This window comes from Bacillus sp. FSL R5-0585 (genome assembly GCF_038004545.1).
GTDB classification, from domain to species: domain Bacteria; phylum Bacillota; class Bacilli; order Bacillales; family Bacillaceae_G; genus Bacillus_A; species Bacillus_A cereus.
Genome location: NZ_JBBORJ010000001.1, coordinates 1,091,222 through 1,117,701, shown reverse-complemented (window position 1 = coordinate 1,117,701; position 26,480 = coordinate 1,091,222). Strand labels below are relative to the sequence as shown.

The window sequence follows — 26,480 nt, the reverse complement described above, 5'->3', positions numbered from 1 at the left end:
GGGCCATATATGAAACTAAAAAGATCTCCCCTACTCTTACTTATACTAACATTCATATTTGTAATTACAGGGCTTGGGTTTACTTACTTCAAACAAAATAAAACGACCCCATCAAAACATAATGTGACAAAAGAAAACTGGTTAAATGACCCTTACTTACGTTGGTCATATACCCATATGAAAGAATTCACTTTAGTTAATAACGTAAAAAACAATCCTGACCAAATTGCTCACTTCCCTTCCGCATTGCAAAACTTAGACGATTTTGCTGTGGAGCGTAGATTCGGAAATACAACTCCTCTAAAAAAACTTTTAGACGATAACAAAACAGATGCTTTTGTCGTTGTACATAATGGACAACTTGTTTACGAACGATATTTCAATGGGTATAAACAGAATGAACCTCATGGTATGGCATCATTAGCAAAAGTCTTTACCGGGGCAATTATACAATCTCTCGCTGAAGAAAAACGTATTGACTTAGAAAAAACAGCTGACACTTACATAAAAGAATTAAAAAACACACCGTTCGGTAATGCCACACTTCAGCAATTAATGGACATGCAAGTTTCAGCTGAATATCCTACTCATGGATATGAGCAGCCTGGGCTAGAAAATCAAGATGCACAATTATATTTAGCTAGCAATATTTTACCCCGCGGCAAAAACTACGACGGTCCGATGAAAATTTATGATATGTTACGAGAAGCCGAAGAAACTGCACCGCCTGGTTCTTCCTTTTCTTACAATAACGGATCAACAGAAACGCTCGCTTGGATTATTAGAACTATTACTGGTAAATCACTAGCTGAAAATGTAAGCAAACGAATTTGGTCTCAAATTGGTATGGAAGAAAACGCGTATTACGTTACAGATGAAACAAAAGTAGAACAAGCTAGTGCTGGATTAAATGCAACTGCTAGAGATATGGCGAGATTCGGGCAATTACTATTAAACAACGGGGAATATAACGGAAAACAAATTCTCCCTTCTTCTATTACAGAAAGTGTAAAAAATGTACAAGAAGGTGAACTTGAAATTAGTAGTGGCGCTTCTATTTCTTATCATAATCAATGGTGGATTCCCCACAATGAACAAGGTGCTTTCGAAGTGTTAGGTAGTTACGGACAAACACTTTACATCGATCCGAAAGCAAATATGGTAATCGCCCACTTCTCTTCTAACGCAACGCCAAGTAATGAAATACATTCGGTTTACTCAAATATGTATGTTGATATTGCACATTATTTAGAAAAGCTTCCACAGTAGTGGAAGCAGGAGTTTAAACCTTGCACAGTTATGACTATTCAATTGAACACTCGATCTGTTGTGCTAAAACGTCAATATAGTAAAAAAGGATCTCTCTTGATATAGAGAGATCCTTTTTTTTATTTCTTCTTCTTTTCTGTCGGTTGGCTTTGTTTAGCGAAATTAGATGAATCATCGAAATTTGGTTGCTTTTTACCTGCATTATTACTTCTACCTTTTCCCATATGTAATGCACCTCCCCTCATCCTTACTATTCCCAATAAAAAACTCCTCTTGCGTTCAGGAAAAAATTTTTATTGTCGCTTATTAATAATGTCCAACAGTTCTCGTAGTACTTCCAACACTCTCGGTTCTGCCATACCATATTGTATACTTTCAACCATAATGTTAATGGTGATCATCATGCTGAGCTTGATAAAGAACAGCTTGTGGATAAAAAAACCGTACATTCCATACATGTGAAAGAAGTTTTAGTGGTATTTTGACTCATCCAAGCATATAAAGTAACTAAATACTTGCTTGGTACCTATTTGTTTGTTGCACAAAACCAACATCCCTAGTAATCTCTCGTAAGATATTTGGAGATAACAATCTTTAAAATTCTTAAGCAAATAATTGTAATTCATCAGATACAAGAATAGACATAAAAAAACGCTATCCTTTCCTATATATTTATAGAAAGAATAGGTTTTTTCATTTTAATAGTATTACTTGATAGTATTGGCATTCCTATTAAAGCTAATATACAAATAACATCAATAAACTTGTAACTATGCCGACCCAAATGCAAAGAATGAAACAATAACCCATAATGTCTTTAATTTTCAATCCCAGCACACCTAAAAGAGGTAATGCCCAGAACGGCTGAATCAAATTTGTCCATGCGTCCCCCCAACCTACCGCCATAGCGATAGTAGCCGGATCTACACCTAACTTCAATCCTGCCGGGACCTGCAGTGGTCCTTGTAAAGCCCATTGCCCCCCGCCAGATGGCGCCAATAAGTTTACCAACCCGGCTGACCAATATGTAAATATATCAAATGTATCCTTTGACGCAATGGATGCCATCCATTCAATGATTGAGCTTCCCAAACCTGAACTACCTAAAACAGCAATAATCCCTGCATAAAATGGAAACTGTAAGATAATTGGAGAAATGGATTGCGCAGATTCTTTGAATCCTTGTGCAAAGTTACCAAGAGAACCATGTAGGAGCAAACCAAGTGACAAGAAAAACAAATTAATGATATTTAAATCTAAACTATGACCGTTCATGAATTCATAAACACAATACAACGTGCCGATTGCGCCTAATATTATTCCTAAAACTGGTGTCCATTCCAGTTTTTCCGCAGGAGTTAAACTTTTTTGAGGAGGTTTTACAAAAGAATTTGTATCAGTTTCGATTGCTTTATAGCTGATAATCCCACTTTTTGGAGCCATAAGTACAATAATAATTGGCATCGTGATGAATAGAGTGAAAAAAATAATTAAAGTAGAGTAACTAAAGATTGTTTGTGAGGTAGGAATAATTCCAATCATATCTACAAGAAAATGATCCTTTGTGGCAATTGTCAGGCCAATAGAACTGGAGAGACCTGCGCTATATAAGGCTGTCGGAGCATAAGCAGCTGCTACAAGTAATGGAAAATGTGCATTCGCATTCTTTTTTGCTACTTCCTTTGCAATGATAGCTCCCACAACTACGGCTAGCCCCCAATTGATATAGTATGCAATTGCACTGATCAAAAATGTCATCGTATAGGCCTTTTGAGGTGTATCGGCTAACTTTGCAACAGACTGCAAGGCTCTATTAATAAACGGGACAGAAGCTAACGTCATCCCTGTAACCATTAGCAATACCATTTGCATTGTAAACGTTAAATAAGTCCAAAACCCATCCCCCCAAGATTTTACGATTTTGTACGGATTTGAGGGATTCATCAACAAAGCTATAATGAAAGTAAATAGAGTGAGCAGCACTGCAATAACAAAGGCATCCGGGACATATTTCTGAGACCATCTCGAAAATATATTTGCACATCGTGTAAGCAACGATTCTTTCTTTTCTGGTTCTGAATTTGTCTCCATTAAGGAATGTTTCATAAATATTCTCCTTTCTAAATTTTAATAAGGTAAATATAAATAACATTCCACAAAAGAAAATAAAATCCTTTTGCACTTGCTGCATATTAATCAACTAGATCAATATTCAAATACCGTTCCTTTCAACCTTTCTGGGCATTACCAGCATTAGCGATAGCTGGTTTAGGTGCTCGTGACATTATGGGATTTTGTGTTGTGGACTTACTATATGCGGGTTTTATCATTGTCTATGCTTCTTATTTATTTAAACGAAAAGCTAGTTTTATACTAGCTTTTTTACATAATAAATCACTTATTTCCCACGCAATTTATAATCTTCTCCCACTCTAACTCCGTAAGATGTAATGACTCAAATGCAAAAAAATCTTCGCAAATTTTTCCGATCAGGTGTGGATGTTCCCTCAAAAAATTCCACTGTAACGCTTTAGGAAGAAAATGCATTTCATATTCTTTACTTCTCCGTACTACCTCATCAACTTCTCTTTCACAAATTCCTCTTATTAAATAATCATTTCTTAACTCTATTTGAATTTTTTGAAATGTATCGCTGCATTTTTTCAATTGAAGTAAACACGTAACATACTTCCGAAAAAGTTCGCCATCATACTGAACACAGTTTATAATACGATCGACTTCATTCATAATGTACGAGCCTTTTCTTCTATTTGTAATAACCATTTTTCACGCTTTGATACTTTACTCGTTTTCACAGATTGAAACACTGAACGTTTTATATCGCGAATGCCACAAAAACGTAAAACACCTCTCTTCATCATAATCCAATCTGCTGATCGATATAATAGTGCGACGTACCATAACGGTGAATCTAGCGTATTAATCACCCACGCCTTCTTACCTTTCAATAAGCCTTTCGGCAGAGCCCCTTCATATTTATAAGCAAATCCAGCTACGAAAATACGATCGATAAATCCTTTTAAAATTGATGGCATCCCCCACCACCATATTGGATAGATGAATAGAAGTGTATCTGCTTCTTCTACTAACGTTCTGTACCGAGCTGTTTCTTCTTCATTTACTAAATCACGTCTTTTCTTCTCTTCATTAAATACGAGGACTGGATCAAATTGTTCTTTGTATAAATCAAGCAGCGTAACTGAATGATTTGTTTCCGGTAGTCCTTTTTGCACATGATTGAAAATCGCCGCGTTAAAACTTGAAGGATTAGGATGAGCGTATACAATTAGTACGTTCACTACATAACAACTCCCTCTATACGTTAAAGTTTCCCCTTCTTTAATAACTTCTCTACAATTTGTACGTTTTTCGAACTTTGCAATAATCGATTCAATAATATAAGTAATTCTTCTTTTTCTAAATCTTTCAGTTTCTCTTTAACTGCACTCTCACCAGCACCTTGAATATCATAAACAACTGCCGCCATATGCTTACAAAGATTCTCATATGGACATTCGCAGCTACTTTCTGAAAAATCTTCGAGATCGATAACTACTTCATAATTTCCTGCATTTCCAGTAACGAAAGCAAACACTTTTTTATCATGTATTTCAACATCTTCTACATGTCCATCTTCATAATATTCATATCCCTTATCTACAATGTACTTTGGGATCCATTTCGTTATATCTTTTAATAAGTAAGCGTACATAATTGTACCCCTTCCTTTAATTCCCTTTTGACTTCAAAAATCCTGTATGTTATTCTAATAACTGTCAAATAGCAAGTCTATATGACAAAACGACTGACACCTATTCGGCGAAGGTGTCTCTTTTCATTTGCAGCCGATATGAATTGCCTCTTTCAGGCACATTCAATTTTTGACACTACACACTCAACACCATTCCCTGTATCAGGCTGCTTTAGCAGTCTTTTACTCTACATACTCCGTTATTTTAAGAAAAAAGAGAGCTTAGCTCCCTTTTCTCGCCTTATACAATACCCCTTTTTCAGCATAGAGATATTCATCAGCTAATGTAATTTTCCCATCCAGTTTTAGTTCGTCTAATAATCTTGATAAATAAAATTGATGCAACATCTTTTTCGTGAATTTTCCTTCATGATGCGAAACGATATGTTCTTGAATATCTAACAATGATATCGGCTTATCTTGCTCTATCATATATTCATAAACTGTACTACGCAGTTTTACGTATTTTTCGAGTGTCACAGTAATGCGCAACCCCTTTCTTCTTAATATAAATTTTCGTAATCGGTTTTTTTGCAATAAAAAAACCTCTCCGATAAGAAGAAGTTACGTATATATCTTCGTCTTATCTCCCAGAACAAATATGTTCTGCTGGAATTAGCACCTGCATCGCGGTTGCTGGGTTTCATCGGGCCAGTCCCTCCACCTCTCTGGATAAGAAAATATTCACTTAATTCTTACTATACGTAATTCCACTTTAATTGTCAAACAAATATAATAAATATAACAAATTATATTTTCTTCCTTACTGTTCATACTACCCATATACGAACATGCAAGGAGGATTATGAAATGCATCAAAATGCTCGCGGATATGTACAAGATTCTTTTCAATCATTACAAGAAGCTAAAAATTGTTTAGAAGAAGCGCTCGAAACAGTTGAAAAAGATTTTAATCGCGCTCGTATTGAACAATCACTTTATGCTGTTGAACAAGCTATTCAACGTTGCGAGTACACCGTTCACATTTTAGAAAAAGATTAAAAACTTCCCATCAATTGATGGGAAGTTTTTTCAAATGGCATACTTCATAATTATTGCCGTTATGATTAAAAAATATACAGAATTAGCAATTTCTAAAATTCCTACTTTTATAATAGAAATTTTTTTGCCATACAACATAATTGCTCGAATGACACTTGGTATAAAAATAAGAGAACACCACGGATTAATCGCAAATACAATTATCGTTAATACGATATGATATCCCCAAGATATAAGACGATACTTCGGATTATTTTTTTCACGAATCATCGTTTTCACATAGAACGTACTACCTAAAAAGTATAAAAATGAAATAAGTGCAATAAATATAGCTGTATGATCGATTTGCTTCATTGAAAAGTAATAACTAATTAACCCACCGATACAAAACACAATAATCGCACAAATATCATTTAATAGTGCTCTTTCATTTTTTTGACGAGCGTAATACATATTCACTATAAATAATGGAATCATTACTATTACGAATAAAAGAATTCGCCACTCATATAATAAAGAAATCGTCCCAAATAGGAACGCAATAATAAAATAAACAATGGCAGCTTGTAAAAACTCTTTTTTTCGTCTTTGCTTTATGTACGTAAGAAATGGATACGTGGCTAAATAGATAAAGAACCACGCTAAAAACAATGGAATATGATAAATAGTAGGTTTCCCAAGTATGACACTTAATAAAAAAGGAATAACAAGCATAGCCCATGCACCATGTTGCTTCGGAATAACTAACTTCATTAACTATACACCTCCCTTTTGAAAAAAGTTCTCACCTACAATTATACAAATAATTTTATATAATAGCGGATGCATATTGAATCGATTTTTTGACAAAAAAATGCTCCTTACATTATGTAAGAAGCATGAAAGAGGCAAACGAATATGTAAGTCGCGACCCTACCTTATATGAGTATGCTTTTCTATGTCACGTTATGCTCATCTAATATACCGTATTTCTTTTTAAATCTTGTAAGAATCGTAATCCATGAAGTACTAAATAGTAATAAGAAAATAACATTCGAAATCGCATGGCTCAAATCAAAGTAAAAACTTGCGATATAATACGAAATGACAGTTTCCCATGTTGCTTCTCGTATAAAACCGAGAAGGCCCCAGAAATTCATAATCCAGCCAAATAAAAAGCCAACAATTACTCCGTAAAGAAGTCTCCCCCATAGCTTTTTCATAAAAAATGTATTACGAAGTAAACCTGCTATAAAACCAATCATGCCCCACGAAAACATTTGCCACGGTGTCCATGGACCTTGTCCCAAAAAAATATTAGATACGATTGCTGCTGTAGCACCAATCATAAAACCAGTTTCACTTCCAAATACAATTGCAGAAACGATAATGACAAAAGAAGTTGGTTGTACACTTGGTAAAATAGAAAATGGTACCCGGCTTACTGCTGCAATTGCCGCTAATACAGCAACGAGAACAATTTCACGTGAAACAAACGCCTTTCTTTCAAAACGGATATAGAAAGGTAACATAATAACCGCTAATATAAACAAACTACTTAACATGTAATAACCGTCCATGACAAGTGTCGTAAAGAGTAATGTGCCGATTATTACTGCAAAGATACATATTATGAATGCAACATATCGTTTGGACAAGCTTCGTACACATCCTCCCACGTTAATGCATATGGCAATTCTTTTCGAATGAATCGATTAATAGATGTTGTATAAAAGAAGTTGCCGCTAAAAAATTCTTTCGGTGCATCATTCATAATGACTGTTCCATCAAATAACATCATACATTGATCCACGTATTTCGCTGCAAACTCAATATCATGCGTTGCCATTACAATTGTTGTACCTTCTTTTTGTAGCTTCCTAAATAGCTCTCCTACTCTTTCTTTCTTCCATGGATCTAATCCCTTTGTCGGTTCATCCAGTAATAATAAAGTCGGCTTTGATAACAACGTCGTACATAACGCAAGTAATTGTTGCTCTCCTCCGCTACAATCGTGCGGATGGCGTTCTTTAAGCGAATACAACCAAAACTGTTTTAGCGTATCTTCTGCTATTTCTTTTCCTTGTTCTCCATATAATTCACGCGCACGTTCATAAACCTCGTCCCATACTGTATCAAATGTAAAATGGTAATACGGATGCTGCGATACATACCCAATACTTTTAAACCGTTCTTTCGAATCGATTTTATGTATCACTTTTCCGTTCCACTTTACTTTTCCTCTTCTCGCTTTTTGTAATCCTGCTAAAATCGTTAACAGTGTAGACTTACCTGTACCGTTCTTCCCAACGAGCGCTACCCATTTTCCTTTTTCAATCGAAACTGATAAATCACGTAAAATAAGCGGACTATTTTTTTCATATTGGAACGAAATATGCTCTGCGCTTAAAATTACCTCTTGCTTTTCACTTTGTGCTATTGGGTCATTTACATATGATATCGCTGCAAAATCATTCATTTTCATTTGCGCCTCTCGCACTGTAAACGGAATATCTCTCACATTCCACTCTAAAAATAGCCTTGGAATTTGCGGAATAAATGGACGGAATGTTTCTACTCCCCACATATCCGTAATAACAATTTTAGGACTACCATCATACATAATACGGCCATTATCCATACAAACAACGCGTGTTGCAAGCGGGATAACTTCATCTAAACGATGTTCACTTAAAATAATCGTAATTCCAAGTTCTTCATTAATCCGTTTTAATAATCCTAAAAACTCTTTTGCAGCGATTGGATCTAACTGCGCTGTCGGTTCATCTAATAATAGCAATTTCGGCTGCATAACTAATACCGCAGCTAAATTGACAAGCTGCTTCTGCCCACCAGATAACGTATGAACAGATTGATGCAATAAATCTTGAAATCCTAAAAAGCTAATAAGCTCTGCTATTCTTTTTTGAATAATATGTGATGGTAATCCGATATTTTCTAAAGAAAATGCTAATTCTTGAATCACTGTATCCATAACGATCTGGTTTTCTGGGTTTTGAAATACCATCCCAATTTCTTGGGCAGATAACAAATCAGCTACTTCCTCTATTAAAACACCCTCATAAAATATCTCTCCAGAACGCGTACCAATTGGAAGTAACTCCTTTTTAAAATGTTTTAATAACGTCGTCTTCCCAGATCCCGATCCTCCAGCAAGTGCAATAAACTCACCTTTTTGAACAGAAAGAGAAATATGCTGTAACGCGTATTCGTTTTCATCAGCATATACAAATGATAAATTGTTTATTTCTGCATGCGCCACCATATCCATTCTCTCCCTTCCATCATAATTGGTAAACTAATAAACAGTGTAAATAATACAAACATCATTCCATCGTATTGCTGGAATAAAATAGATTCGACTTTCGGATAAATAATCAATTTCCCTCCGCCATAATTACTACATACAATAGCAGCTATAAATAAAATGATTAAATAACTGAGCGTATACCAATCACGCCTCTCCATTCTATAGCGAATATACGTCGTACGCTTCGTTACACCAAATCCACGAGCTTGCATAGAATCTGCCGTTTGCAGTGCATCTTCTAATGAACAAATTAATAATACTTGCAGCAATTGCATACCATTTTTGACGCGTTCAATTATCGCACCTGAATCTACCTGCACACCTTTCGTTTTTTGGACGAGTGTGATTTTCTTTAATCGTCTTATAAACAAAGGAACAAATCTCACTGTAATCATCGTTAACAATGCAACTTTCGGTGAAATTCTTGAAAACAAATATAAAAATTTATGACTGGAAATAATATCATTGTATGACGCAAACGTAAACATAACTGCAACTAGTAATAACCCCATTACTATTCCAAACATAATCGCCTCAAGCTTAATACGGCTATCACCTAACCAAAATAACGTAGTTCGACCTCTATGCGTTAATAACGAATTAAATAAAATTACCATAAAAAAGAAAACAATTGTGCTCGGTAGCATCTTTCTTATCTTTTCGCTATTTCCTTGCATCACATTTAACATAATAATTAATACTATTGCTCCAATTAAAAAAAGAGGATGAAGACACATCGTACATAGTATCATCACCCCGATATAATAGAAAAAATTCACAAAAGGATGTAAAGAAGAAAAACTTATTTTCATAGCCCTTTACCGAATGCCTTTCTTATTGTAATACGTATACCCACTCAATTGTATCTCCTGGTTTTACCGTAACTACACCAGCACTATGGTTTGGAAAAGCACCGTTCACACGATATTTCCAACCACTAGTATCCGAAATATCTTTTTCATATAAATCATTAATACCTTTTACATAAATACTATCTCTAGATCCGCTTGCATCAACATCTAATCCTGTACGTTGCAATACTTTATACACTGTATCGCCTTCTTGTACATCCATCTTTTTCGCACCCATTATATATCCGTTATTTCCTTTTACCGAGATTGTTACTTGTTTTGCTTGTGGTTTAGGCGGTGGAACCGGATCTGGTTTTCGTTGTTCAGAATTTGGAACGGTCGGAGTCGGTATCGTTTTCTCCGCTTTATTCGGATCTTCTTTTTGCTCCTGCTTCAGTGTTTCTTTCGGCTGATTCACAACCTTTGCTTCTTCTTTTACTTCTGGTGCTTTCGGTTGTTGTTTCTCTTCTTGTGCTTGTTGCTGCTCTGGTTGCTTATTTACAGCCGGCTGTTCTTTCGGTTGTTCCTGTTGTTTCTCTTCTTTCTTTACCTCTGGTTGTGCCTGCGGCTTTTCCTCTTTCGGCTTCTCTTCTACTTTTTGTTCTTGTTTCTCTTTCTGTTCTTCTTGCTGCTTTTGCTCTGATTCAGCTTGCTTTTCTTCTGTTTTTTCTTCCGGCTTCACTTCATCTTTTTGTTCTTCTTGTTTCGCTACCTCTTCTTGCTTCGGTTCTACCTTCTTCTCAGGCTTTACAGCTGCCTCTTCACATCCGGCAAGTAGCCCGAGCGAAAGCAGTAAAGAAATGAACCATTTCACCTTACTCATCCTATCTCTCACCTTTCATACGAAAATTAGGAGCAAATAATTGCTCCTAATTTTTTGTTAAGCTGCTTTACGTCTCCATAATACATATGCAGAAGCAATACATAATACACCCATACCTACTTCTGTTGCTGCACCATGAGAAGATGCTCCTGTTTTTGGTAGACTGTTACCGTTTCCGATTTTTTTATTCTTAACCGGTTCGTTATCTACAACTACTTTTAGATTTTCATCTTTTGTTTCTTGTTGTACTTGTTTTTGTTCTTTCGGTTCTTCAATAACTTCTTTTTCTACTACATTATTTTCTGGTTCAACGACCTTTTCTGGCTCTTCAATCGGTTTTGGCTTAATTACATTACCAGCGTCTACATTAGACCAATCATAAATAGATTTTCCCATTTCCTTAAATTGAAGTAATGCTAAAAGAGCCTGTTCTGTAGCCATTCCGTTACCATTTTGATCACTTGGTAACCATTTAAATTCACCATTTGAAAGTTGATATGATAATAGGTTTTGCATTGCCTTATGAAGACGATTTTGATCTACATCTTTAACAAGCGATAATCCAATAATTGCTTGCGCAGTACTATTTGAATTTTCTTGTCCATCAGCTGAAAAACCGCCATTTTGCAGCTGTTCGTTATATAAATACGCAACAGCTTTTTGTATAGCTGGTTTCACATCTGATCGCTCTTGATAAGGAGCTAATGCTGATAAAACCATACCTGTTACATCAACGCTACTAGCACTATCTTTACTACCTGAACTATTATAAGTCCATCCACCGTCTGTATGCTGATTATTTAACAGTGCTTCCACTAGAGCAACTCTGTTCCATTTTGATTCAACTGGAATCTCATACTTTTTCGTATCAAATGCAAGTAAAGCAAATGCATAACCTGTAACAGAATTCACTTTATCTGACTCATACAATTTTTGAACTAAATTATGTCCACCTACATTTTTAGGGTCTGCACTCATTGCATTCATCATAATAATTGTTCTAGCTAAATCTGTCGCTGAAAAACGATTAATGCGCTTTTCTACTTTTTCAGTTACTGACTTAACATAATTTAATTTTGCCTCAATTGGCACATTCTTTCCAGAACGAGAAAGCGCTACAGCTACCCAGTCACTTTCAATTCCATCTTGTAACATCTTATCTGATGTTTTAGAAATGGCTTCGTTTAATTGTGCACTTGGATTTTGAATGTTCTCTTGCTTTGGTTGTTCTGGTTTTTCATCATTTGTTTTTGTACCATCTGGTTTTTCTTGTTTTGAACCATCCGTCTTTGGTTCTTCTGGTTTTTCTTGTTTTGGATCATTCGTCTTTGGTTCTTCTGGTTTTTCTTGTTTTGGATCATCCGTCTTCGGTTCTTCTGGTTTTTCTTGTTTTGGATCATCCGTCTTTGGTTCTTCTGGTTTGCCACCGTTAGGTTCTTCTGTTTTACACGTCCCGAACTTATCTAACGTTTCTTTCAATGTTTCCTGGCTTATATTGCTCCAGTCTGAAACAAAGCGAAAGACAACAACATCTCCAGATTTTAATTTATAACTATCTGCTCCGACTTCTGCAGACTTATCATTTACATCATATAGCCAAGCACTTGTAGCCCCGGCCATTAAACCATCGATTTCTTTTACATATGTTCCAAACGACATTGTTTCAGATTCTACTTTGTCCCCCATGACCTTTTGCAGCAAACTTAAAGCTGTTTCCCCATCTTTAATTTGCTCTTCTTTCGGACATAACATAATGCCCTTTTGTGATTCCCCAATAATTGCAAGTTTTGCTGTATTTCCTTCAGCAAACGTAATATGTACTGTATTCGCAAAAGAAACAAATACAAGTGTCACTGCCATTAACGACGTAAGCAGCCACTTTTTCAACATTGCCATCCCAAAATTTCCTCCCTTACTACCATTTACACAAAAAAAGGCCCTTCAAGGGCGTGCGATTGACACTCTCTTTTTGTAAGTGTCGAACAAAAATGTACAACACCTCCTACCCGCATTATTCGCGGCTATATTTGTATAGGAAAAATAATTTTGTTTATGAACGTATCATTGTGATAACATTCACTTTTCTTGGCACAACTTACTTCCATTTAAGTTATCGTAAAACGATAAACCTATACATTCTGTAAATTTTAAATTTCTGTATTATTTTACTATTGACAAAGAATTTTGTCCATGCTTTATCGGATTTATTTTCTAAGAATAATAACTTATTAACTCTTAACGATGTAAACTCTTTTCACTAATAATGACGCCATCTTCATCCGCATAAACATATTCATTTGGATTCCAATCCACTTGTCCAAAGTGCAATGAAATATTTCGTTCTCCTTTTCCTTCTTTCACACTTCTATTTGGCATCGTTCCTAACGCTAAAATACCAATATTAATATTCTTTAGTTCACTAGAATCACGAACATACCCATTCACAATAATTCCTGCTAGCTTTCTTTCTTCCGCAATAGCTGCCAAATTATCACCAAGTAACGCACAATTAGTAGACGCTCCGCCATCAACAACTAATACTGTTCCTTCTGGTAATGTTTGCAATCCTTCCTTCACTAGTACATTATCATCTTTCACTTTTACAGTTGCAATTTTCCCGTGGAATTGTTCTTTCTTCCCAAAAGACCGAAAAGACTGGCGACATATTTGTAATTCCTTTTCAAATTCATCACATAGATCAGTAGTTTTCCACATCTTGTTCCCTCTTTTCCTTTTTCCTTCTACATAACATATTCTTGGCTTATTATCGTTTCCCTGTCTAATATTGCAATAATTTGTACGTGCGGGAAAAGGATACAAAAACTATTGCCTTAAGAAGCTACCTTTATTATAATCTATTTCACAGATTAAATTCAGAATATTAAAAATTAACCAAGTGAAGAAGGAGGGATTTTATGCAAATACAAACTGAGGCAAAAAAACAACCTAGTAAACCAAAGTTTAAAATGCCTGATGCGTACGTACTGCTATTTTTTATTGCCTTACTTTGCGCCATTGCTACGTACTTCGTTCCTGCTGGAGAATTTAAAAGGGTTACAAACGGGACTGTTACAACGACAATACCAGGTAGCTATCATTCTGTTCCGCAATCACCTGTAGGATTTGTTTCTTTTTTTACCGCTATTGAAAAAGGAATGACACTTGCTGCCCCTATTATCTTTCTAATTTTATTTACAGGTGGAGCCATTGCAATTCTTGAAAAGACAGGTGCCCTTGACGGTTTAATCTATCATGTTATTAACAAATTTCGTAATCAGCAATTATTTTTCATATGTATTGTCGCCGCACTCTTTTCCATTCTCGGAACGACTGGCATTATCGTTAACTCAGTTATCGGCTTTATCCCTATCGGCATCATCGTTGCACGCACGTTAAAATGGGACGCTATCGTCGGTGTAGCAATTATTTATTTAGGTACTTATGCTGGTTTTAATGCTACTATTTTATCTCCCTCACCTTTAGGCATTTCACAAAAGATCGCAGAACTTCCGATGTTTTCGGGAATTGGTTTACGCACAGCAATTTATATATCTTTTTTACTTGCTACCATTCTATATATAAATTGGTATGTAAAGCGCTTGAAAAAATCGAATAAAGGAAGCATCCTTGGCGACAACTGGTTTCCAAGTAACGCTCTTTCAAGCGAAAAAGAAGCAGAGAAAAAGGAAGTTCCTTGGACGATACGTCATAAATTAATTTTACTCGTTTCAGCTTTATCATTAATTGCATTTTTAATAGGCGCTTTTCGTCTGCATTGGACGGACGCAGAAATGACCGCTACTTTTATTTTCATAGCAATTACAGCCGGAATAATAGGTGGCATGAAAGCAAACGATATCGCTTCTACTTTTCTAACTGGCTGCCAAAACCTTATCTATGGTGCTTTAATTGTCGGAATGGCTCGCTGTATTTCAGTCATTTTAGAACAAGGCAAATTACTTGATACTATCGTTAACCAGCTCGCACAGTCTCTTGAAGGACAAAGCCCTGTATTTGGCGTTATCGGTATGTACGTAAGTAGTGCTGCATTACATTTCCTTATTTCATCCGGGACAGGAGAATCGGTTATTTTTATTCCGATATTAGCTCCATTAGCTGATTTCATGCACATTACACGCCAAGTTACAGTACAGGCTGTTATGCTCGGAGAAGGTGTAGTAAACTGCTTAAATCCAACTTCCGGTGTTTTAATGGGCGTTCTCGCAGCAAGCGGGATTTCTTATGGAAAATGGATTCGTTTCATGGCTCCACTTGCACTCATTTGGTTTATCATTGGACTTGTTTTTCTTATTGTTGGGGTGAATATTGAGTGGGGACCTTACTAAATACTTAACTAGATAAATAAGTACTATCGTTCCATATAAATATCTATTCTATTTCCCTCACTAGTCCTATAAAAATCATTTATTCTAGTAAAAATATAAGAAGGGATTGATCATAATGATCAATCCCTTTTATCAAAATATAATACCTTTAAAAATCTTAGTTCCAGATTTTATTTACCCATTCTGGATGATCAATAAAAGGATTGCGGTTATGTTGATATTTTGTAAAAATCACTTCATTACGCTTTCGCTCTAAATCATCGACCGGGTCTTGTTCATTCCATTTTAATAAGACAGATAGTTTCCCCATGTATGGATCTTTATTGTTATTCACTTTTTCATTTAGTTCTAAATCTATTTCGCCGTTGTCTCCCTCGTAACGAACAGCCATATAAAACAGCATTCTAGCAATATCTCCTTTTACACTATCACGAGGTTCCCAGGAATCACTATCATATTTACACTCTGTCGCTTCAGAATGATTCACACCACCATTATCAAAATCTAGATTTCCACGTGAACTATTTACAGATACATCCGTCGCTCTTAAATGATGTAGATCTGTTCCAGGTCCTGCAGTCGTTCCAAAGTCACCGTGAGATTTTGCCCAAACATGCTCTCGGTTCCAGTTATTTACTCCTGATCCATTCGTAAGTTTCCCTTGCGAACGACCAGTATATAAGAGTATCACATTATTTTTATTATTTGGATCTTCATCAGTATCTCTTAACGCTTCCCAAACCGCACTGTATGATAACTTTGTATGATTATCAATAATATTATGCAGTTCCTTCTTTAATTCTAACCCCGTTTTTCCTATTGCGTTATTATAATATGTATCGTCATAATTTTTTACAATAATCTCCTGTGCTGATGCAGGAACCACTTCACCGTGTATAGTATCTGTGAATGATAGAGATGCAGAACCTAAAATAAAAAATGAAGATAGTGTAACCATAGCAATCTTTGTATTTCGAAACTTCATATACCCATTCCCCTTTAAAATATAATTTAAAGCTATTAACTAAAAAGTGCTTTCTAACCCCCGAAACCTTTTAGAAACCCATACCCCTTTTCTGTTTATTTAATACAAGACTCTATCCAGTCTGTATCACTTCTAAACTTTTTGTTTATTCACATTCCAAACAATTTCACTTTTTACAAGGAATATCCTTTTCTTATAAAGATTATTAACATATTCTTTACAACTAAAAAGTAGTTTAATATTAACTTATAAATTTAAATTTATTTATGCAATAATGCATATTTGATAAATACTTTAAAAAACAGTTTGAATAAAATGCATTCAAAGAAAACCGTGCCACAAAACAGATACGGTCTAAGACAGAAATAATAAAAATTAAGATGATAGCTCGACTTTTCCCTTTTCCATAACTATCTTTATTTTTGTGTAAAACCATTCTTTCTCTGAATAATACGTACAAAAATAGATTGGATACCATGTAGGCACCAATCTATTTTAATTAAAGAAACTGTGTCAATTCTGAGTTCACAACACGTTGTGCAGTAATAATAACATTTTCAGCTGTTAGTCCATAAACACTATATAGTCCACCAGGTTGATTAGGAACAATTTGAACTTCATATTCAAATGCTTGTCCAAGAGCAGGATGAACTAAACTTAGAGTTGCAAAAGTAGAAGCATTAGAATTCACATTGAAGTTTACCTGTTCAATTAATACTAATGAACCGTCAAGTCTAAAAACTCTAGCTACTCCAGTAAGTGGGCCCGCAGTACGGTTAAGGATCTTCACCCTAACTTTATTTGCATTAGCAGGTTGATTTCCTACGTTTTCAATTGGTCCTGTAGTAAGAGCCATATAACACCACCTCCATTATATTATTATTATATTCAATCACAAATATTAAAGTTATAATCTAATTACCCAATTTATTTAAAATAAAAAGAAGCTCCAAATTCTATTATATTTAGGTCATAGATATTAAACTTAATAAAATTAAATGCAGGAACATATTTGATATGTTCCTGCATTTTTAATGTGGGTACCGCTACATAGCCATCTAGCTAAGATTTTGAAGTACTTCAAAATCAAAAATCTCATCTCACCACAGTTTTCTATGGGAATCCAGTGAACAGCTTATTTACATAATTTTCATCATTGGAAGTAAATACCAATAACTAAGCGTATTACTATTCTTTAAATGAGTAACAGTTCTAAAATTGATTTTTAATAGAAAAAAAGGGTTACAGATTCGATTGTAACCCTTTTTCCAAATATTTTTTGTTTTATACGATTTCTATAATGATTACAGGACTGAAGTATGATTCAAAATAGCGTTGATTATATGATTCCAATCGTCACAGTGAATCTCGTGACCCGATCCTTCTAAGGGTAGTAACACAGCATGCGGTATTTCATTAACAAGAGCAAGACCATGCTCGTATGAAAGCACTGTATCTTCTGTACCATGGATAACCAAAGTAGGTATATTGATTTCTTTTAATCTCCCCTCATAAGAATCCTCACCTTTAAGAAGGGAATGATTAAACATACTGAGTAGATTATTTGCCCGTTTTATTTCGTTTTCTACCTGCTTATAAGCCCTCTTCTTATCGAATTTATGCTTTGAACCACAAAGTAATGCTGATCCTGCAACCAAGTAATTTGCAACAGATTCTTCATCCGACCAATTTAGTTTGGCCGCATTAGTATGGTAAGCGAGTATCTTTTCATCGATTGGAGGCAAATTTCGGTCGTTATCTTCAGAACCAAAAATACCTGATGCAATCAAAGTTATACTTATAACTCTCTCAGGGTTCCTTAAGGCTACAATTTGAGCAATCATTCCACCCAATGACATTCCAACAATATGTGCTTCGTCAATATGATATGCATCGAGTACCCCAATCGCATCATCAGCCATATCTACCACAGTATAGTGGGAACTCCCCGGTTCATAAGTAGTTGACCGTCCGACATCTCTATTATCATAACGAATAACATATCGGCCCGTATCAGCTAATTGTTGACAAAATTCCTCATCCCAATAAACCATTGAACACATGGCTCCCATAATTAGTAAGACTGCTGGATCTGCTGAATTGCCAAAGCTCTCTGTACATATATCAATTTTATTAATTTTAATAATCTTTTCAGTCATGATTAACTCCTCATTTCATTCGTATTTAGTTAATAAAAAAAGACACAACCAAATAAACCCACACATTTCGAAAAAAATAGTCGGGCATAACGAATTGTGTTTAAAATTAACGTAAACGAATGAACTTGATAATCATGTTCAACACTCTCCTATATAATGAAAATAAGGATAAAACCCTTATTTTCATTATAACATAGCTCTATCAGTAGTAATATAGGTTCATTTCTTCTTATTTTATAGTTAAAAAAGTAATTTTTACTGTATGAATCTGCACTCTTAGTTGAAGAAAAGACGATGTATACAATATCCAAACCTAATTAATATAACGTCTCATTATCAGTAGTTAATACATCTAGAAGTCTAAAAAATATCCTCCAGTTAAGTACTCTGGAGGATATTCATATTTACATAATCATTCTTACAAGAAGCCACACAAAATGAAACCTCTTTAGTACCCAAAAGGCTTACTCTTATCTATTAATAACTGTACATCGTCTTGCTCCTCTACAGATTAAACGCTCGGCTTCTCTTAATGAAATTGGAACAAGTACAGCTTCATCAACATCGTCTTCTACATCAAAAACCGCAAATGCTTCCCCACCTACGATTAAAACACAAATGAATTCTACTTCTAAATCATCATGAGACCTAGGAATACAATTGGAAATAGTACAACGTTGAATACCCCCTGCTAACAATGTTCTAGCTTCTTGCTCAGATATTCGAATAAAAACAAATTCCTCTATGGCTACATTTCCAAATTCCACTTCAATTTCTACTAGAAGAAAGAATCTGTTTCTAATTCTCACTATACAATTTGCTCCAATTGAAATAATATCTTCATTCATTCTTTTCACCTCCTTTAATACTATAAAATTCACAAAGAGGTGAAATGGTGTGGACAAGCAAACAAAAAAGTAGTTTTTTTGAAATGTGAGAAATCAGTTAACAACTATCATCAAAAAAACAGAAAAAATACCCTACACAACAGGAAGTTTTCTCTGTTTTTAGTCTGTATACGATATTCAAAATTAGTTAACATAACGTCTCATTATCAGTAGCAATGAAAAAGGAGAACCCTGCTCTCACAAGTGAAACTTCTTTTTTAGTTCTATGAATCTAGACATTTTTTATACATTCCTATCCTAACGCGGTTTTAGTGTTCTTGTTTGTTACTGGATTAACAAAAAAACTGTATAAAATCTTTCATACTTTTAGCCGATGGGGGCCAAAACACTGCCCCCCAATACGTGCTTTCTTAGGGTATTTCTTGAACCTCCATTAAACACTCTCCCGTCACTTGTCTATCTTTAAGAGTAACTTATTTAAAGTCCTCGCACCGAGCCTTTGTCCTCCTCCCAAAGCCAAACAAACAATTCAGATTACATGCCTATATCAAACTAAACATTCAATCTTTATCCAGTTTGTAAATAAAAAAGGACAATCAGCCCCATAATGGACTAACTATCCTATAAATTATTATCTAAATTCAATAAAGTGAAACTTTAATCAGTGGGGGTTTTGTTCATCCCCACTGATTATCAGCCCTCACCAATCGTGCTTTTACGGGCAATTAATCCCCACCTAATTTCTTTGCTTCCGCTGAATTTTGAGGTGAGGGTCTTACTTACTGCCCGGCGAATAGCGGGATAAAACCAGAACTTCTTTTCCTATGTATATTTACTTCGTTACCTCTCCAAACTGCGCTCTCGTCACTTTCGCCAAGTCATCAACTTTCAGCTCAATTTGTATACCAATTTTCCCGCCGCTCACTATCATCTTATCAAGTAATTGGGCGCTTTCATCGATACATGTAGAAAATAACTTTTTCATTCCAACTGGTGAACAACCGCCGCGAATGTATCCTGACACTTTCGTAATATCTTTAACAGGAATCATTTCAATTTTCTTTTCACTTACTGCTTTTGCGGCAGCTTTTAAATTTAGTTCCTCATCTACCGGAATAATAAACACATGATAATTTTTACTATTCCCTTGAGCGATTAACGTTTTATATACTTCTCTCACTTCTCGTCCAATTTTCTCGGCTACTGATACGCCATCAATTTTCCCATCGTCTGGATCATATGACATCATCGAATATTCAATTTTTTCTTTATCTAATATTCGCATCGCATTTGTTTTATCTTTTTTCATAACGTTCTCCTTAAAACTTTATTTCATATCATTAAGTTTTCCTTTATTATACACCCTTTTCCATTTCTCCTACATAACTTCACGTATTTTTCAAAACTAAAAATATTGATAATTCAAAAATCATCTGATATAATTTGGAAAAACTTACGTTAAGGAGAGATTTGTCATGCGAAATTTTAATACTTCTTTCCAACTTCATCATCATACGTAACGCCGTGTATCCGAAGAAAAGTTTTTCTTCGTGGGTACAGGGCTTTTCCTGTTGACCCACGAAGCGTTCATAAAGCTATGTGGGTATTTTTATACCTGCATAGCTTTTTTTAATTTAAAAAAGGAGTGATTATGATGGAAATGAGAAATGTAAAAGGAACGAAAGACTATTTACCAGAAGAACAAGTGCTGCGAAATAAAATTAAAAGAGCTTGTGAAGATACGTTTGAACGATACGGATGCAAACCTTTAGAAACGCCGACGTTAAATATGTATGAGCTTATGTCTTACAAGTACGGCGGTGGCGATGAAATATTAAAAGAAATATATACACTTCAGGATCAAGGGAAACGTGAGCTCGCCTTACGATACGATTTAACTATTCCATTCGCAAAAGTTGTGGCAATGAATCCGAACCTCCGCCTCCCTTTTAAACGTTATGAGATTGGGAAAGTATTTCGAGATGGGCCAATTAAACAAGGAAGATTTCGTGAATTTATACAATGCGACGTTGATATCGTCGGTGTTGAGTCTGTCATGGCAGAAGCTGAACTTATGGGTATGGCGTTTGAACTGTTCCGAACGTTAAACTTAGAGATAACGATCCAATATAATAACCGAAAATTGTTAAATGGTATTCTTCAGGCCATTAACATCCCTACTGAGTTAACAAGTGACGTCATTTTATCATTAGATAAAATCGAAAAGATTGGGATTGATGGTGTACGAAAAGATGTATTAGAGCGCGGAATTTCTGAAGAAATGGCTGATACGATATGTAATACCGTATTATCTTGTCTAAAGCTTACTATCGCTGACTTTAAAGAAACTTTCAATAATCCACTCGTTGCCGATGGAGTAAACGAACTACAACAATTACAGCAATATTTAATCGCCCTTGGAATAAATGAAAATACGATATTCAACCCGTTTTTAGCGCGAGGACTCACAATGTATACAGGTACTGTATATGAAATCTTTTTAAAAGATGGATCGATTACATCTAGCATCGGTAGCGGTGGTCGATACGATAACATTATCGGAGCTTTCCGTGGTGATAATATAAACTATCCAACAGTCGGTATTTCATTCGGTTTAGACGTTATTTATACAGCACTATCGCAGAAAGAAACAATCTCATCTACAGCGGATCTATTTATCATCCCGCTTGGGACAGAGTTACAATGCTTACAAATTGCCCAGCAATTACGTTCCACCACTTCCTTAAAAATCGAACTTGAACTAGCAGGACGCAAATTAAAACGCGCCCTTAATTATGCCAATAAAGAGAATATACCTTATGTGCTTATTATTGGGGAAGACGAACTTAGTACAGAAACCGTTATGCTGCGGAATATGAAGGAAGGTAGTGAAGTGAAGGTTCCGATTTCTTCTTTAAGTAGTTATTTATAATACGAACCACCCTCGTTTGGGTGGTTTTTCTATTTTATAGATACCTAACAATTAGTTTACATAAAATTATTATAATCTATTAAAAATACAAATAAACAATATCCAATTACCTGTTATTTTTGGTAATATATAGATATGAATTGTTTTAGGAGGATTAACTTTGAAAACCTACATTCAAGCACTAAAGTGGACTACAGGGATCTATCATCTTTTATTACTTCCTTGTTATTATGTATTTCCAAGTCTTGTTAACCTATATGGGTTACCTTTACTACTATTGATTGTTTTTCATATCACTACTATTTTATTAGCTAAAAAAGAAGGCATGAATACGTACCCTCAGTATATCGGTATTATCGTTACTCTAGTTGCCTTCTTTCCTTATATAGACATCTTTCTACATATGATAGCAGCCATTTTCCTTTTATTAGATGCTGCTTCTACGAATGCAAAAGAAGTGTATGATTCATAGATGGATAAAATGAAACTTTCATCCATTGAGTTTTGAAATAGGTCAGCAAAAAGGGTTTACTTTTTAAGTAAACCTTTTTTCATTTTTAATTACTTTCCTTACTTCAGAATAATAAAAGAATATTCTGTTTAATTTTTATAAATTTCTAAATATTTATAAAACATTCAAATTAACATACATTTTAGTTATGTAAAAAATCTAAGTTTTAAGGAGATGAATCCATGCTGAAAAAGTTGGTAGCAGGTGCATTATTAACTGTCTCGTCGTTAACTGGAGGACTGGGATCAGTATCAGCTAGTACCGAAAAAGATTATACGATTTCCTCTTTCGAATATGTAACTGTAGATGAAAAGACTGTTGATTCGTTTAACAAATTGAGTGCTCCATCAAAGGAAGACGTAAAAATAACGTTAGTTCTACCGAAACAAAATCAAAATGGAGACTGGTTATCTTATGGATTTTCGAGCAAAGAAAGTTTAGAGTCTTTTATTGAAAAAGATAAACAAAGGTTGAATCATTCAATCACTCCCCTTGGTGTTGGAGGAAGCGGACCTGGTAGTACAGACTTCTATAAACTTACAAATCAAGGTAGCGAGTATTTTTCTCTAAGTAGCGGTTATAAAAACTTGTCTGCTAGTTGGCAAAATCAAATTGTTTCTGTACGTACAGCAGCTCCTACTGCTAGCTACTCAACAACACTATGGGAACGTACTTCAACTGACGGATATGGAAAAGGTGTTGTTTTTAAACATGCTGATTGGTATGGTCAAACTGCAAACTTAAATAACTTTCCAACTTCAGCAGTTGAAGTTAAAAAGTAAAAAATATAGAAATAAAAGGTGTTTTCACGTATGGAAACACCTTTTATTTCTACAACTATTTCACATAACTCGTCTATATCAATTTCAACTCTTAACTATTATTTTTCGTATTCCTATTCTCCAAAACCTTCTCCATATTATGAGTTGCCCATTCCATCATTAATAGAATCACTGGACGTAGTGATTCACCAAGCTCAGTTAACGAATATTCAACTTTAGGTGGTACTTCACGGTATACTTCACGATGTATAATCCCATCAGCTTCAAGTTCTCTCAGCTGCAGTGTTAACATCCTTTGTGTGATATTTGGTTTTAATCTTTTTAATTCATTAAACCGCTTTGTACCATCTAATAAATGATACAAAATTACCCCTTTCCATTTCCCTCCAATCACCTCAACCATAGCTTCAACTGGACAAGAATATTTATTTAAAAATGGGTAATTTATATTATTTTCATTTGAACAATCCATAATAAATCCCTTCCCTTATCAATAGTATCTTTTTTGATACTATACCACATAAATGTGCGTACTTGTATCTGTGTTACTTTAAAAATATAATTTACTTACAAAAATAAATTCATGAAAAGAGGAACTTTTATGACAAATACAAATGAAATTACAAAAGAAAAGATTATGGAGGCTTTTCATTTCAGACATGCATGTAAAGAATTCGATCCTATGCACAAAATTTCAGAAGAGGATTTCAAATTCATTTTAGAAACAGGCAGATTATCTCCTTCTTCTTTTGGATATGAGCCTTGGAAATTTATTGTCGTACAAAATAAAGAATTAAGAGAAAAACTACAACCGTATTCATGGGGCGCTGGTGGGCAACTTGCAACAGCTAGTCATTTTGTTATTGTTCTTTCAAGAAACATTAAAGATATGCATTATGATGCAGAGTATATTAAATATATGATGAACGATATTATTGGATTGCCTGAAGACACTCAAAAAATTAGATATGAATTCTTCAAAAAGTTCCAGGAATCAGATTTTAACTTATTACAATCCGATCGTGCTGTATTTGATTGGGCATCTAAACAAACTTATATTGCTTTAGGTAATATGATGACGAGCGCAGCTCAAATCGGTATTGATTCTTGTCCAATAGAAGGATTTGATAAAGAGGAAGTAGATTCTTTACTTCGTCAAGAAGGCATTATACAAGGCGATAATCTTGAAGTATCAGTTATGGTTGCCTTTGGTTACCGTAAAGAAGAGCCAAAGCGTGATAAAACAAGACAGACTATGGATACAATTGTTGAATGGATTAAGTAATATAGCACAGACAAATAATGCTCCTAATAGCTGTATACTCATACTAAAGAAGAATGAATTGTTTTCTTACGTATGAATTTGGTTTTTCATGGAAAGATATGTTAGTATGTATACAGTTTGAGTGCTCTATTTTTAGAGTCGAACAGGAGGAGAATGAATATGTCTGATATTGAAGTTGGCGAAGTGTTTACTCTTAGTGATGAGAATAACGAAGAGCAAGAAGTAGAAGTACTTGGAGCGATGGATGTCGAAGGTGCAGAATATATTGCAGTTGCCTTTGTTGAAGATATCCAAACAGAAACTGAGGAAGACATTGATATTTTCTTTTTAAAAGTAGAAGAAGATAATGAGTTTTCATACATTGAAAATGATGAAGAGTTTGATAAAGTATCTGCTGCGTTTGAAAAGATTTTGGATGAGCAAGAGCAAGAATAGTATGAATGAAAAACACGCGGGCGGATGTATATCCGCCCTCTTTTTATTTATTACTCATCCAGAGACTCACGCAGTAATTGCAGTACATCTTTCATCGCAAAAGGTCCATCTTTTTTAACATGTTCCGCAAATTCTGAAACGAGACGTAATGTTCTTACACTTTCGATTGGATGCTCTCCTGATGCACTTTCAGCTGAAAGCATAACTGCATTCGTTCCGTCCAGTACAGCTTGAAACACATCAGTCACCTCTGCCCTTGTTGGAATAGAATGATCTACCATAGATTGAAGCATTTGTGTTGCTGTAATGACATATGTATTCGTTCGATTACATTCCTGAATCATTATTTTCTGTAAAAGCGGAATGCATTGATACGGTAACTCTACTCCTAAATCGCCCCTTGCAATCATAATTCCATCTGCTTCTTTACATATATCTTGAAAATTCTCGATTGCTTCCATCGTTTCTATTTTTGCAATTATATTAGGTGACGTTTCTTTATACTGTTGTATAAAATCTCGTATTTCTTTTATATGACTAGGTTTTCTTACGAAAGAACACGCGATAAAATCAACATTCTCCTCTAAAAGAAACTGAATATCTTTTTTATCTTTCTCTGTAATAGCTGGTAAACGAACAGCCGCATCTGGTAAATTAACTCCTTTATGAGATGAGATATTGCCACCTGTTTTTACCTTCGTTTCTATTTTGTCCGTACTTATCTTTTCAACAATTAATTCAACTTCTCCATCATTAATTAAAATTCTACTGCCTACTTTTACATCATTCGCAATTCCTTCATAATCAACACTCGCTTCTGTATTACTCCCTGTAACTGATTGTGTATGTAAAATAAAAGAATCTCCTGCCTGAAGTGTAATTTGCTCTCCCTTCACTTCACCTAATCTTATTTTAGGTCCTTGTACATCACCCAAAAATTTAATAGAGTCATCTAATGATTTCACTAAACGAATGATGTCTTTATGACTTTCATGCGTGCCATGCGATAAATTCAGTCGAACAATTTTCATACCATTCTTTATTAACTGTGCTAACGTTTCTTTATTATTACTTGCGGGTCCAATTGTACAAATTCGATCGATTGTCATTTTTGTCACCATCCTTTTTTTAATAAGTTTCCCATATGAACTTAAAAATAACAGAGATTCT

Annotated in this window: 27 protein-coding genes, 2 pseudogenes and 1 riboswitch; of the genes and pseudogenes, 9 read left to right on the top strand and 20 right to left on the bottom strand. The window is 34.9% G+C overall.

Annotated elements, in window-relative coordinates:
- Positions 1–9 precede the first annotated feature (9 nt).
- Positions 10–1,269 (top strand): serine hydrolase domain-containing protein, encoded by a 1,260-nt coding sequence (locus MKY38_RS05830; RefSeq protein WP_065224249.1) that lies wholly within the window; start codon positions 10–12, stop codon positions 1,267–1,269.
- Positions 1,270–1,711: 442 nt separating this feature from the next.
- Here the strand turns inward: MKY38_RS05830 and MKY38_RS29245 are convergent.
- A pseudogene (locus MKY38_RS29245) lies at positions 1,712–1,860 on the bottom strand (IS4 family transposase); the annotation flags it as partial.
- Between the two features lie 147 nt (positions 1,861–2,007).
- Entirely contained in the window at positions 2,008–3,375 is a 1,368-nt protein-coding gene (locus MKY38_RS05825) for a short-chain fatty acid transporter (RefSeq protein WP_000682890.1), read from the bottom strand.
- A 123-nt stretch (positions 3,376–3,498) separates the two neighbouring features.
- On the opposite strand from MKY38_RS05825, the pseudogene MKY38_RS05820 reads away from it, so the two are divergent.
- Positions 3,499–3,623 (top strand): annotated as a pseudogene (locus MKY38_RS05820) (TIGR00366 family protein); the annotation flags it as partial.
- Positions 3,624–3,663: 40 nt separating this feature from the next.
- Here MKY38_RS05820 and MKY38_RS05815 read toward each other — a convergent pair.
- From MKY38_RS05815 to MKY38_RS05800, 4 genes are all read right to left on the bottom strand, one after another.
- A complete protein-coding gene (locus tag MKY38_RS05815) occupies positions 3,664–4,017 on the bottom strand; it encodes a group-specific protein (RefSeq protein WP_070180332.1) in 354 nt (117 codons plus the stop codon).
- Entirely contained in the window at positions 4,014–4,589 is a 576-nt protein-coding gene (locus MKY38_RS05810; RefSeq protein WP_048534798.1) for an NAD(P)H-dependent oxidoreductase, read from the bottom strand. Before MKY38_RS05810 ends, MKY38_RS05815 begins: the two co-directional genes overlap by 4 nt.
- A 23-nt stretch (positions 4,590–4,612) precedes the next feature.
- The gene (locus tag MKY38_RS05805) at positions 4,613–5,002 is read right to left on the bottom strand and encodes an SWIM zinc finger family protein (RefSeq protein ID WP_044584692.1); all 390 of its coding nucleotides are present in this window, start codon (positions 5,000–5,002) and stop codon (positions 4,613–4,615) included.
- A 261-nt stretch (positions 5,003–5,263) separates the two neighbouring features.
- On the bottom strand, positions 5,264–5,521 hold the full coding sequence (locus MKY38_RS05800) for a hypothetical protein (protein WP_000171476.1): 258 nt from the start codon (positions 5,519–5,521) through the stop codon (positions 5,264–5,266).
- 100 nt (positions 5,522–5,621) lie between these two features.
- Positions 5,622–5,720, bottom strand: a riboswitch (SAM riboswitch).
- A 131-nt stretch (positions 5,721–5,851) separates the two neighbouring features.
- Here MKY38_RS05800 and MKY38_RS05795 point away from each other — a divergent pair.
- A complete protein-coding gene (locus MKY38_RS05795; protein ID WP_000554032.1) occupies positions 5,852–6,043 on the top strand; it encodes a hypothetical protein in 192 nt (63 codons plus the stop codon).
- Positions 6,044–6,073: 30 nt separating this feature from the next.
- Here the strand turns inward: MKY38_RS05795 and MKY38_RS05790 are convergent, their stop codons facing one another.
- From MKY38_RS05790 to rraA, 7 genes are all read right to left on the bottom strand, one after another.
- The gene (locus MKY38_RS05790; protein WP_157418634.1) at positions 6,074–6,796 is read right to left on the bottom strand and encodes a YwiC-like family protein; all 723 of its coding nucleotides are present in this window, start codon (positions 6,794–6,796) and stop codon (positions 6,074–6,076) included.
- A gap of 182 nt (positions 6,797–6,978) precedes the next feature.
- Positions 6,979–7,680 carry an ECF transporter S component gene (locus MKY38_RS05785; RefSeq protein WP_000044901.1) on the bottom strand — a complete coding sequence of 234 codons (702 nt, stop codon included), beginning with the start codon at positions 7,678–7,680 and terminating at the stop codon, positions 6,979–6,981.
- Entirely contained in the window at positions 7,653–9,314 is a 1,662-nt protein-coding gene (locus MKY38_RS05780) for an ABC transporter ATP-binding protein (protein ID WP_025708760.1), read from the bottom strand. The genes MKY38_RS05785 and MKY38_RS05780 overlap by 28 nt, the downstream gene beginning before the upstream one ends.
- The gene (locus MKY38_RS05775) at positions 9,287–10,165 is read right to left on the bottom strand and encodes an energy-coupling factor transporter transmembrane component T (RefSeq protein WP_048534803.1); all 879 of its coding nucleotides are present in this window, start codon (positions 10,163–10,165) and stop codon (positions 9,287–9,289) included. The genes MKY38_RS05780 and MKY38_RS05775 overlap by 28 nt, the downstream gene beginning before the upstream one ends.
- Positions 10,166–10,187: 22 nt before the next feature.
- A complete protein-coding gene (locus MKY38_RS05770; RefSeq protein ID WP_048534805.1) occupies positions 10,188–11,027 on the bottom strand; it encodes a DUF4430 domain-containing protein in 840 nt (279 codons plus the stop codon).
- A gap of 57 nt (positions 11,028–11,084) precedes the next feature.
- The gene (locus MKY38_RS05765; protein WP_001241088.1) at positions 11,085–12,923 is read right to left on the bottom strand and encodes a DUF4430 domain-containing protein; all 1,839 of its coding nucleotides are present in this window, start codon (positions 12,921–12,923) and stop codon (positions 11,085–11,087) included.
- Positions 12,924–13,262: 339 nt separating this feature from the next.
- Positions 13,263–13,742 carry a ribonuclease E activity regulator RraA gene (gene rraA / locus MKY38_RS05760; RefSeq protein ID WP_000266037.1) on the bottom strand — a complete coding sequence of 160 codons (480 nt, stop codon included), beginning with the start codon at positions 13,740–13,742 and terminating at the stop codon, positions 13,263–13,265.
- A 200-nt stretch (positions 13,743–13,942) separates the two neighbouring features.
- Between rraA and MKY38_RS05755 the strand changes: the two genes are divergently transcribed.
- A complete protein-coding gene (locus MKY38_RS05755) occupies positions 13,943–15,373 on the top strand; it encodes a YfcC family protein (RefSeq protein WP_001166964.1) in 1,431 nt (476 codons plus the stop codon).
- A 157-nt stretch (positions 15,374–15,530) separates the two neighbouring features.
- Here MKY38_RS05755 and MKY38_RS05750 read toward each other — a convergent pair whose 3' ends face one another.
- The 5 genes from MKY38_RS05750 to ybaK form a co-directional block, all read right to left on the bottom strand.
- Complete coding sequence (locus tag MKY38_RS05750; protein WP_000672193.1) at positions 15,531–16,358, bottom strand: endonuclease I family protein; 828 nt, start codon at positions 16,356–16,358, stop codon at positions 15,531–15,533.
- A 499-nt stretch (positions 16,359–16,857) separates the two neighbouring features.
- Positions 16,858–17,214 (bottom strand): hypothetical protein, encoded by a 357-nt coding sequence (locus tag MKY38_RS05745; RefSeq protein WP_001229415.1) that lies wholly within the window; start codon positions 17,212–17,214, stop codon positions 16,858–16,860.
- Between the two features lie 448 nt (positions 17,215–17,662).
- Positions 17,663–18,517 carry an alpha/beta fold hydrolase gene (locus tag MKY38_RS05740; RefSeq protein ID WP_025708764.1) on the bottom strand — a complete coding sequence of 285 codons (855 nt, stop codon included), beginning with the start codon at positions 18,515–18,517 and terminating at the stop codon, positions 17,663–17,665.
- A gap of 470 nt (positions 18,518–18,987) precedes the next feature.
- The gene (locus MKY38_RS05735; RefSeq protein WP_001001282.1) at positions 18,988–19,365 is read right to left on the bottom strand and encodes a hypothetical protein; all 378 of its coding nucleotides are present in this window, start codon (positions 19,363–19,365) and stop codon (positions 18,988–18,990) included.
- A gap of 832 nt (positions 19,366–20,197) precedes the next feature.
- Positions 20,198–20,674 (bottom strand): Cys-tRNA(Pro) deacylase, encoded by a 477-nt coding sequence (ybaK, locus tag MKY38_RS05730; protein WP_000710857.1) that lies wholly within the window; start codon positions 20,672–20,674, stop codon positions 20,198–20,200.
- A gap of 345 nt (positions 20,675–21,019) precedes the next feature.
- Here ybaK and MKY38_RS05725 point away from each other — a divergent pair, with 345 nt between their 5' ends.
- The 3 genes from MKY38_RS05725 (at position 21,020) to MKY38_RS05715 (ending at position 23,590) form a co-directional block, all read left to right on the top strand.
- Positions 21,020–22,297: a histidine--tRNA ligase gene (locus MKY38_RS05725; RefSeq protein WP_044306793.1), complete on the top strand. Its 1,278-nt coding sequence runs from the start codon at positions 21,020–21,022 to the stop codon at positions 22,295–22,297.
- Between the two features lie 160 nt (positions 22,298–22,457).
- Positions 22,458–22,769, top strand: a complete 312-nt coding sequence (locus tag MKY38_RS05720; protein ID WP_000860724.1) for a hypothetical protein — start codon at positions 22,458–22,460, stop codon at positions 22,767–22,769.
- Positions 22,770–22,990: 221 nt separating this feature from the next.
- Positions 22,991–23,590: a hypothetical protein gene (locus tag MKY38_RS05715; protein WP_000914421.1), complete on the top strand. Its 600-nt coding sequence runs from the start codon at positions 22,991–22,993 to the stop codon at positions 23,588–23,590.
- A 91-nt stretch (positions 23,591–23,681) separates the two neighbouring features.
- Here MKY38_RS05715 and MKY38_RS05710 read toward each other — a convergent pair whose 3' ends face one another.
- The gene (locus MKY38_RS05710; protein WP_000340659.1) at positions 23,682–24,062 is read right to left on the bottom strand and encodes a winged helix-turn-helix transcriptional regulator; all 381 of its coding nucleotides are present in this window, start codon (positions 24,060–24,062) and stop codon (positions 23,682–23,684) included.
- A gap of 129 nt (positions 24,063–24,191) precedes the next feature.
- Between MKY38_RS05710 and MKY38_RS05705 the strand changes: the two genes are divergently transcribed.
- Positions 24,192–24,875 carry an NAD(P)H-dependent oxidoreductase gene (locus MKY38_RS05705; RefSeq protein WP_000185709.1) on the top strand — a complete coding sequence of 228 codons (684 nt, stop codon included), beginning with the start codon at positions 24,192–24,194 and terminating at the stop codon, positions 24,873–24,875.
- A 153-nt stretch (positions 24,876–25,028) separates the two neighbouring features.
- Positions 25,029–25,310 (top strand): DUF1292 domain-containing protein, encoded by a 282-nt coding sequence (locus tag MKY38_RS05700; RefSeq protein ID WP_002005464.1) that lies wholly within the window; start codon positions 25,029–25,031, stop codon positions 25,308–25,310.
- 50 nt (positions 25,311–25,360) lie between these two features.
- Here MKY38_RS05700 and MKY38_RS05695 read toward each other — a convergent pair whose 3' ends face one another.
- Positions 25,361–26,419, bottom strand: a complete 1,059-nt coding sequence (locus MKY38_RS05695; protein ID WP_000151083.1) for a pyruvate kinase — start codon at positions 26,417–26,419, stop codon at positions 25,361–25,363.
- Between the last annotated feature and the right edge of the window lie 61 nt (positions 26,420–26,480).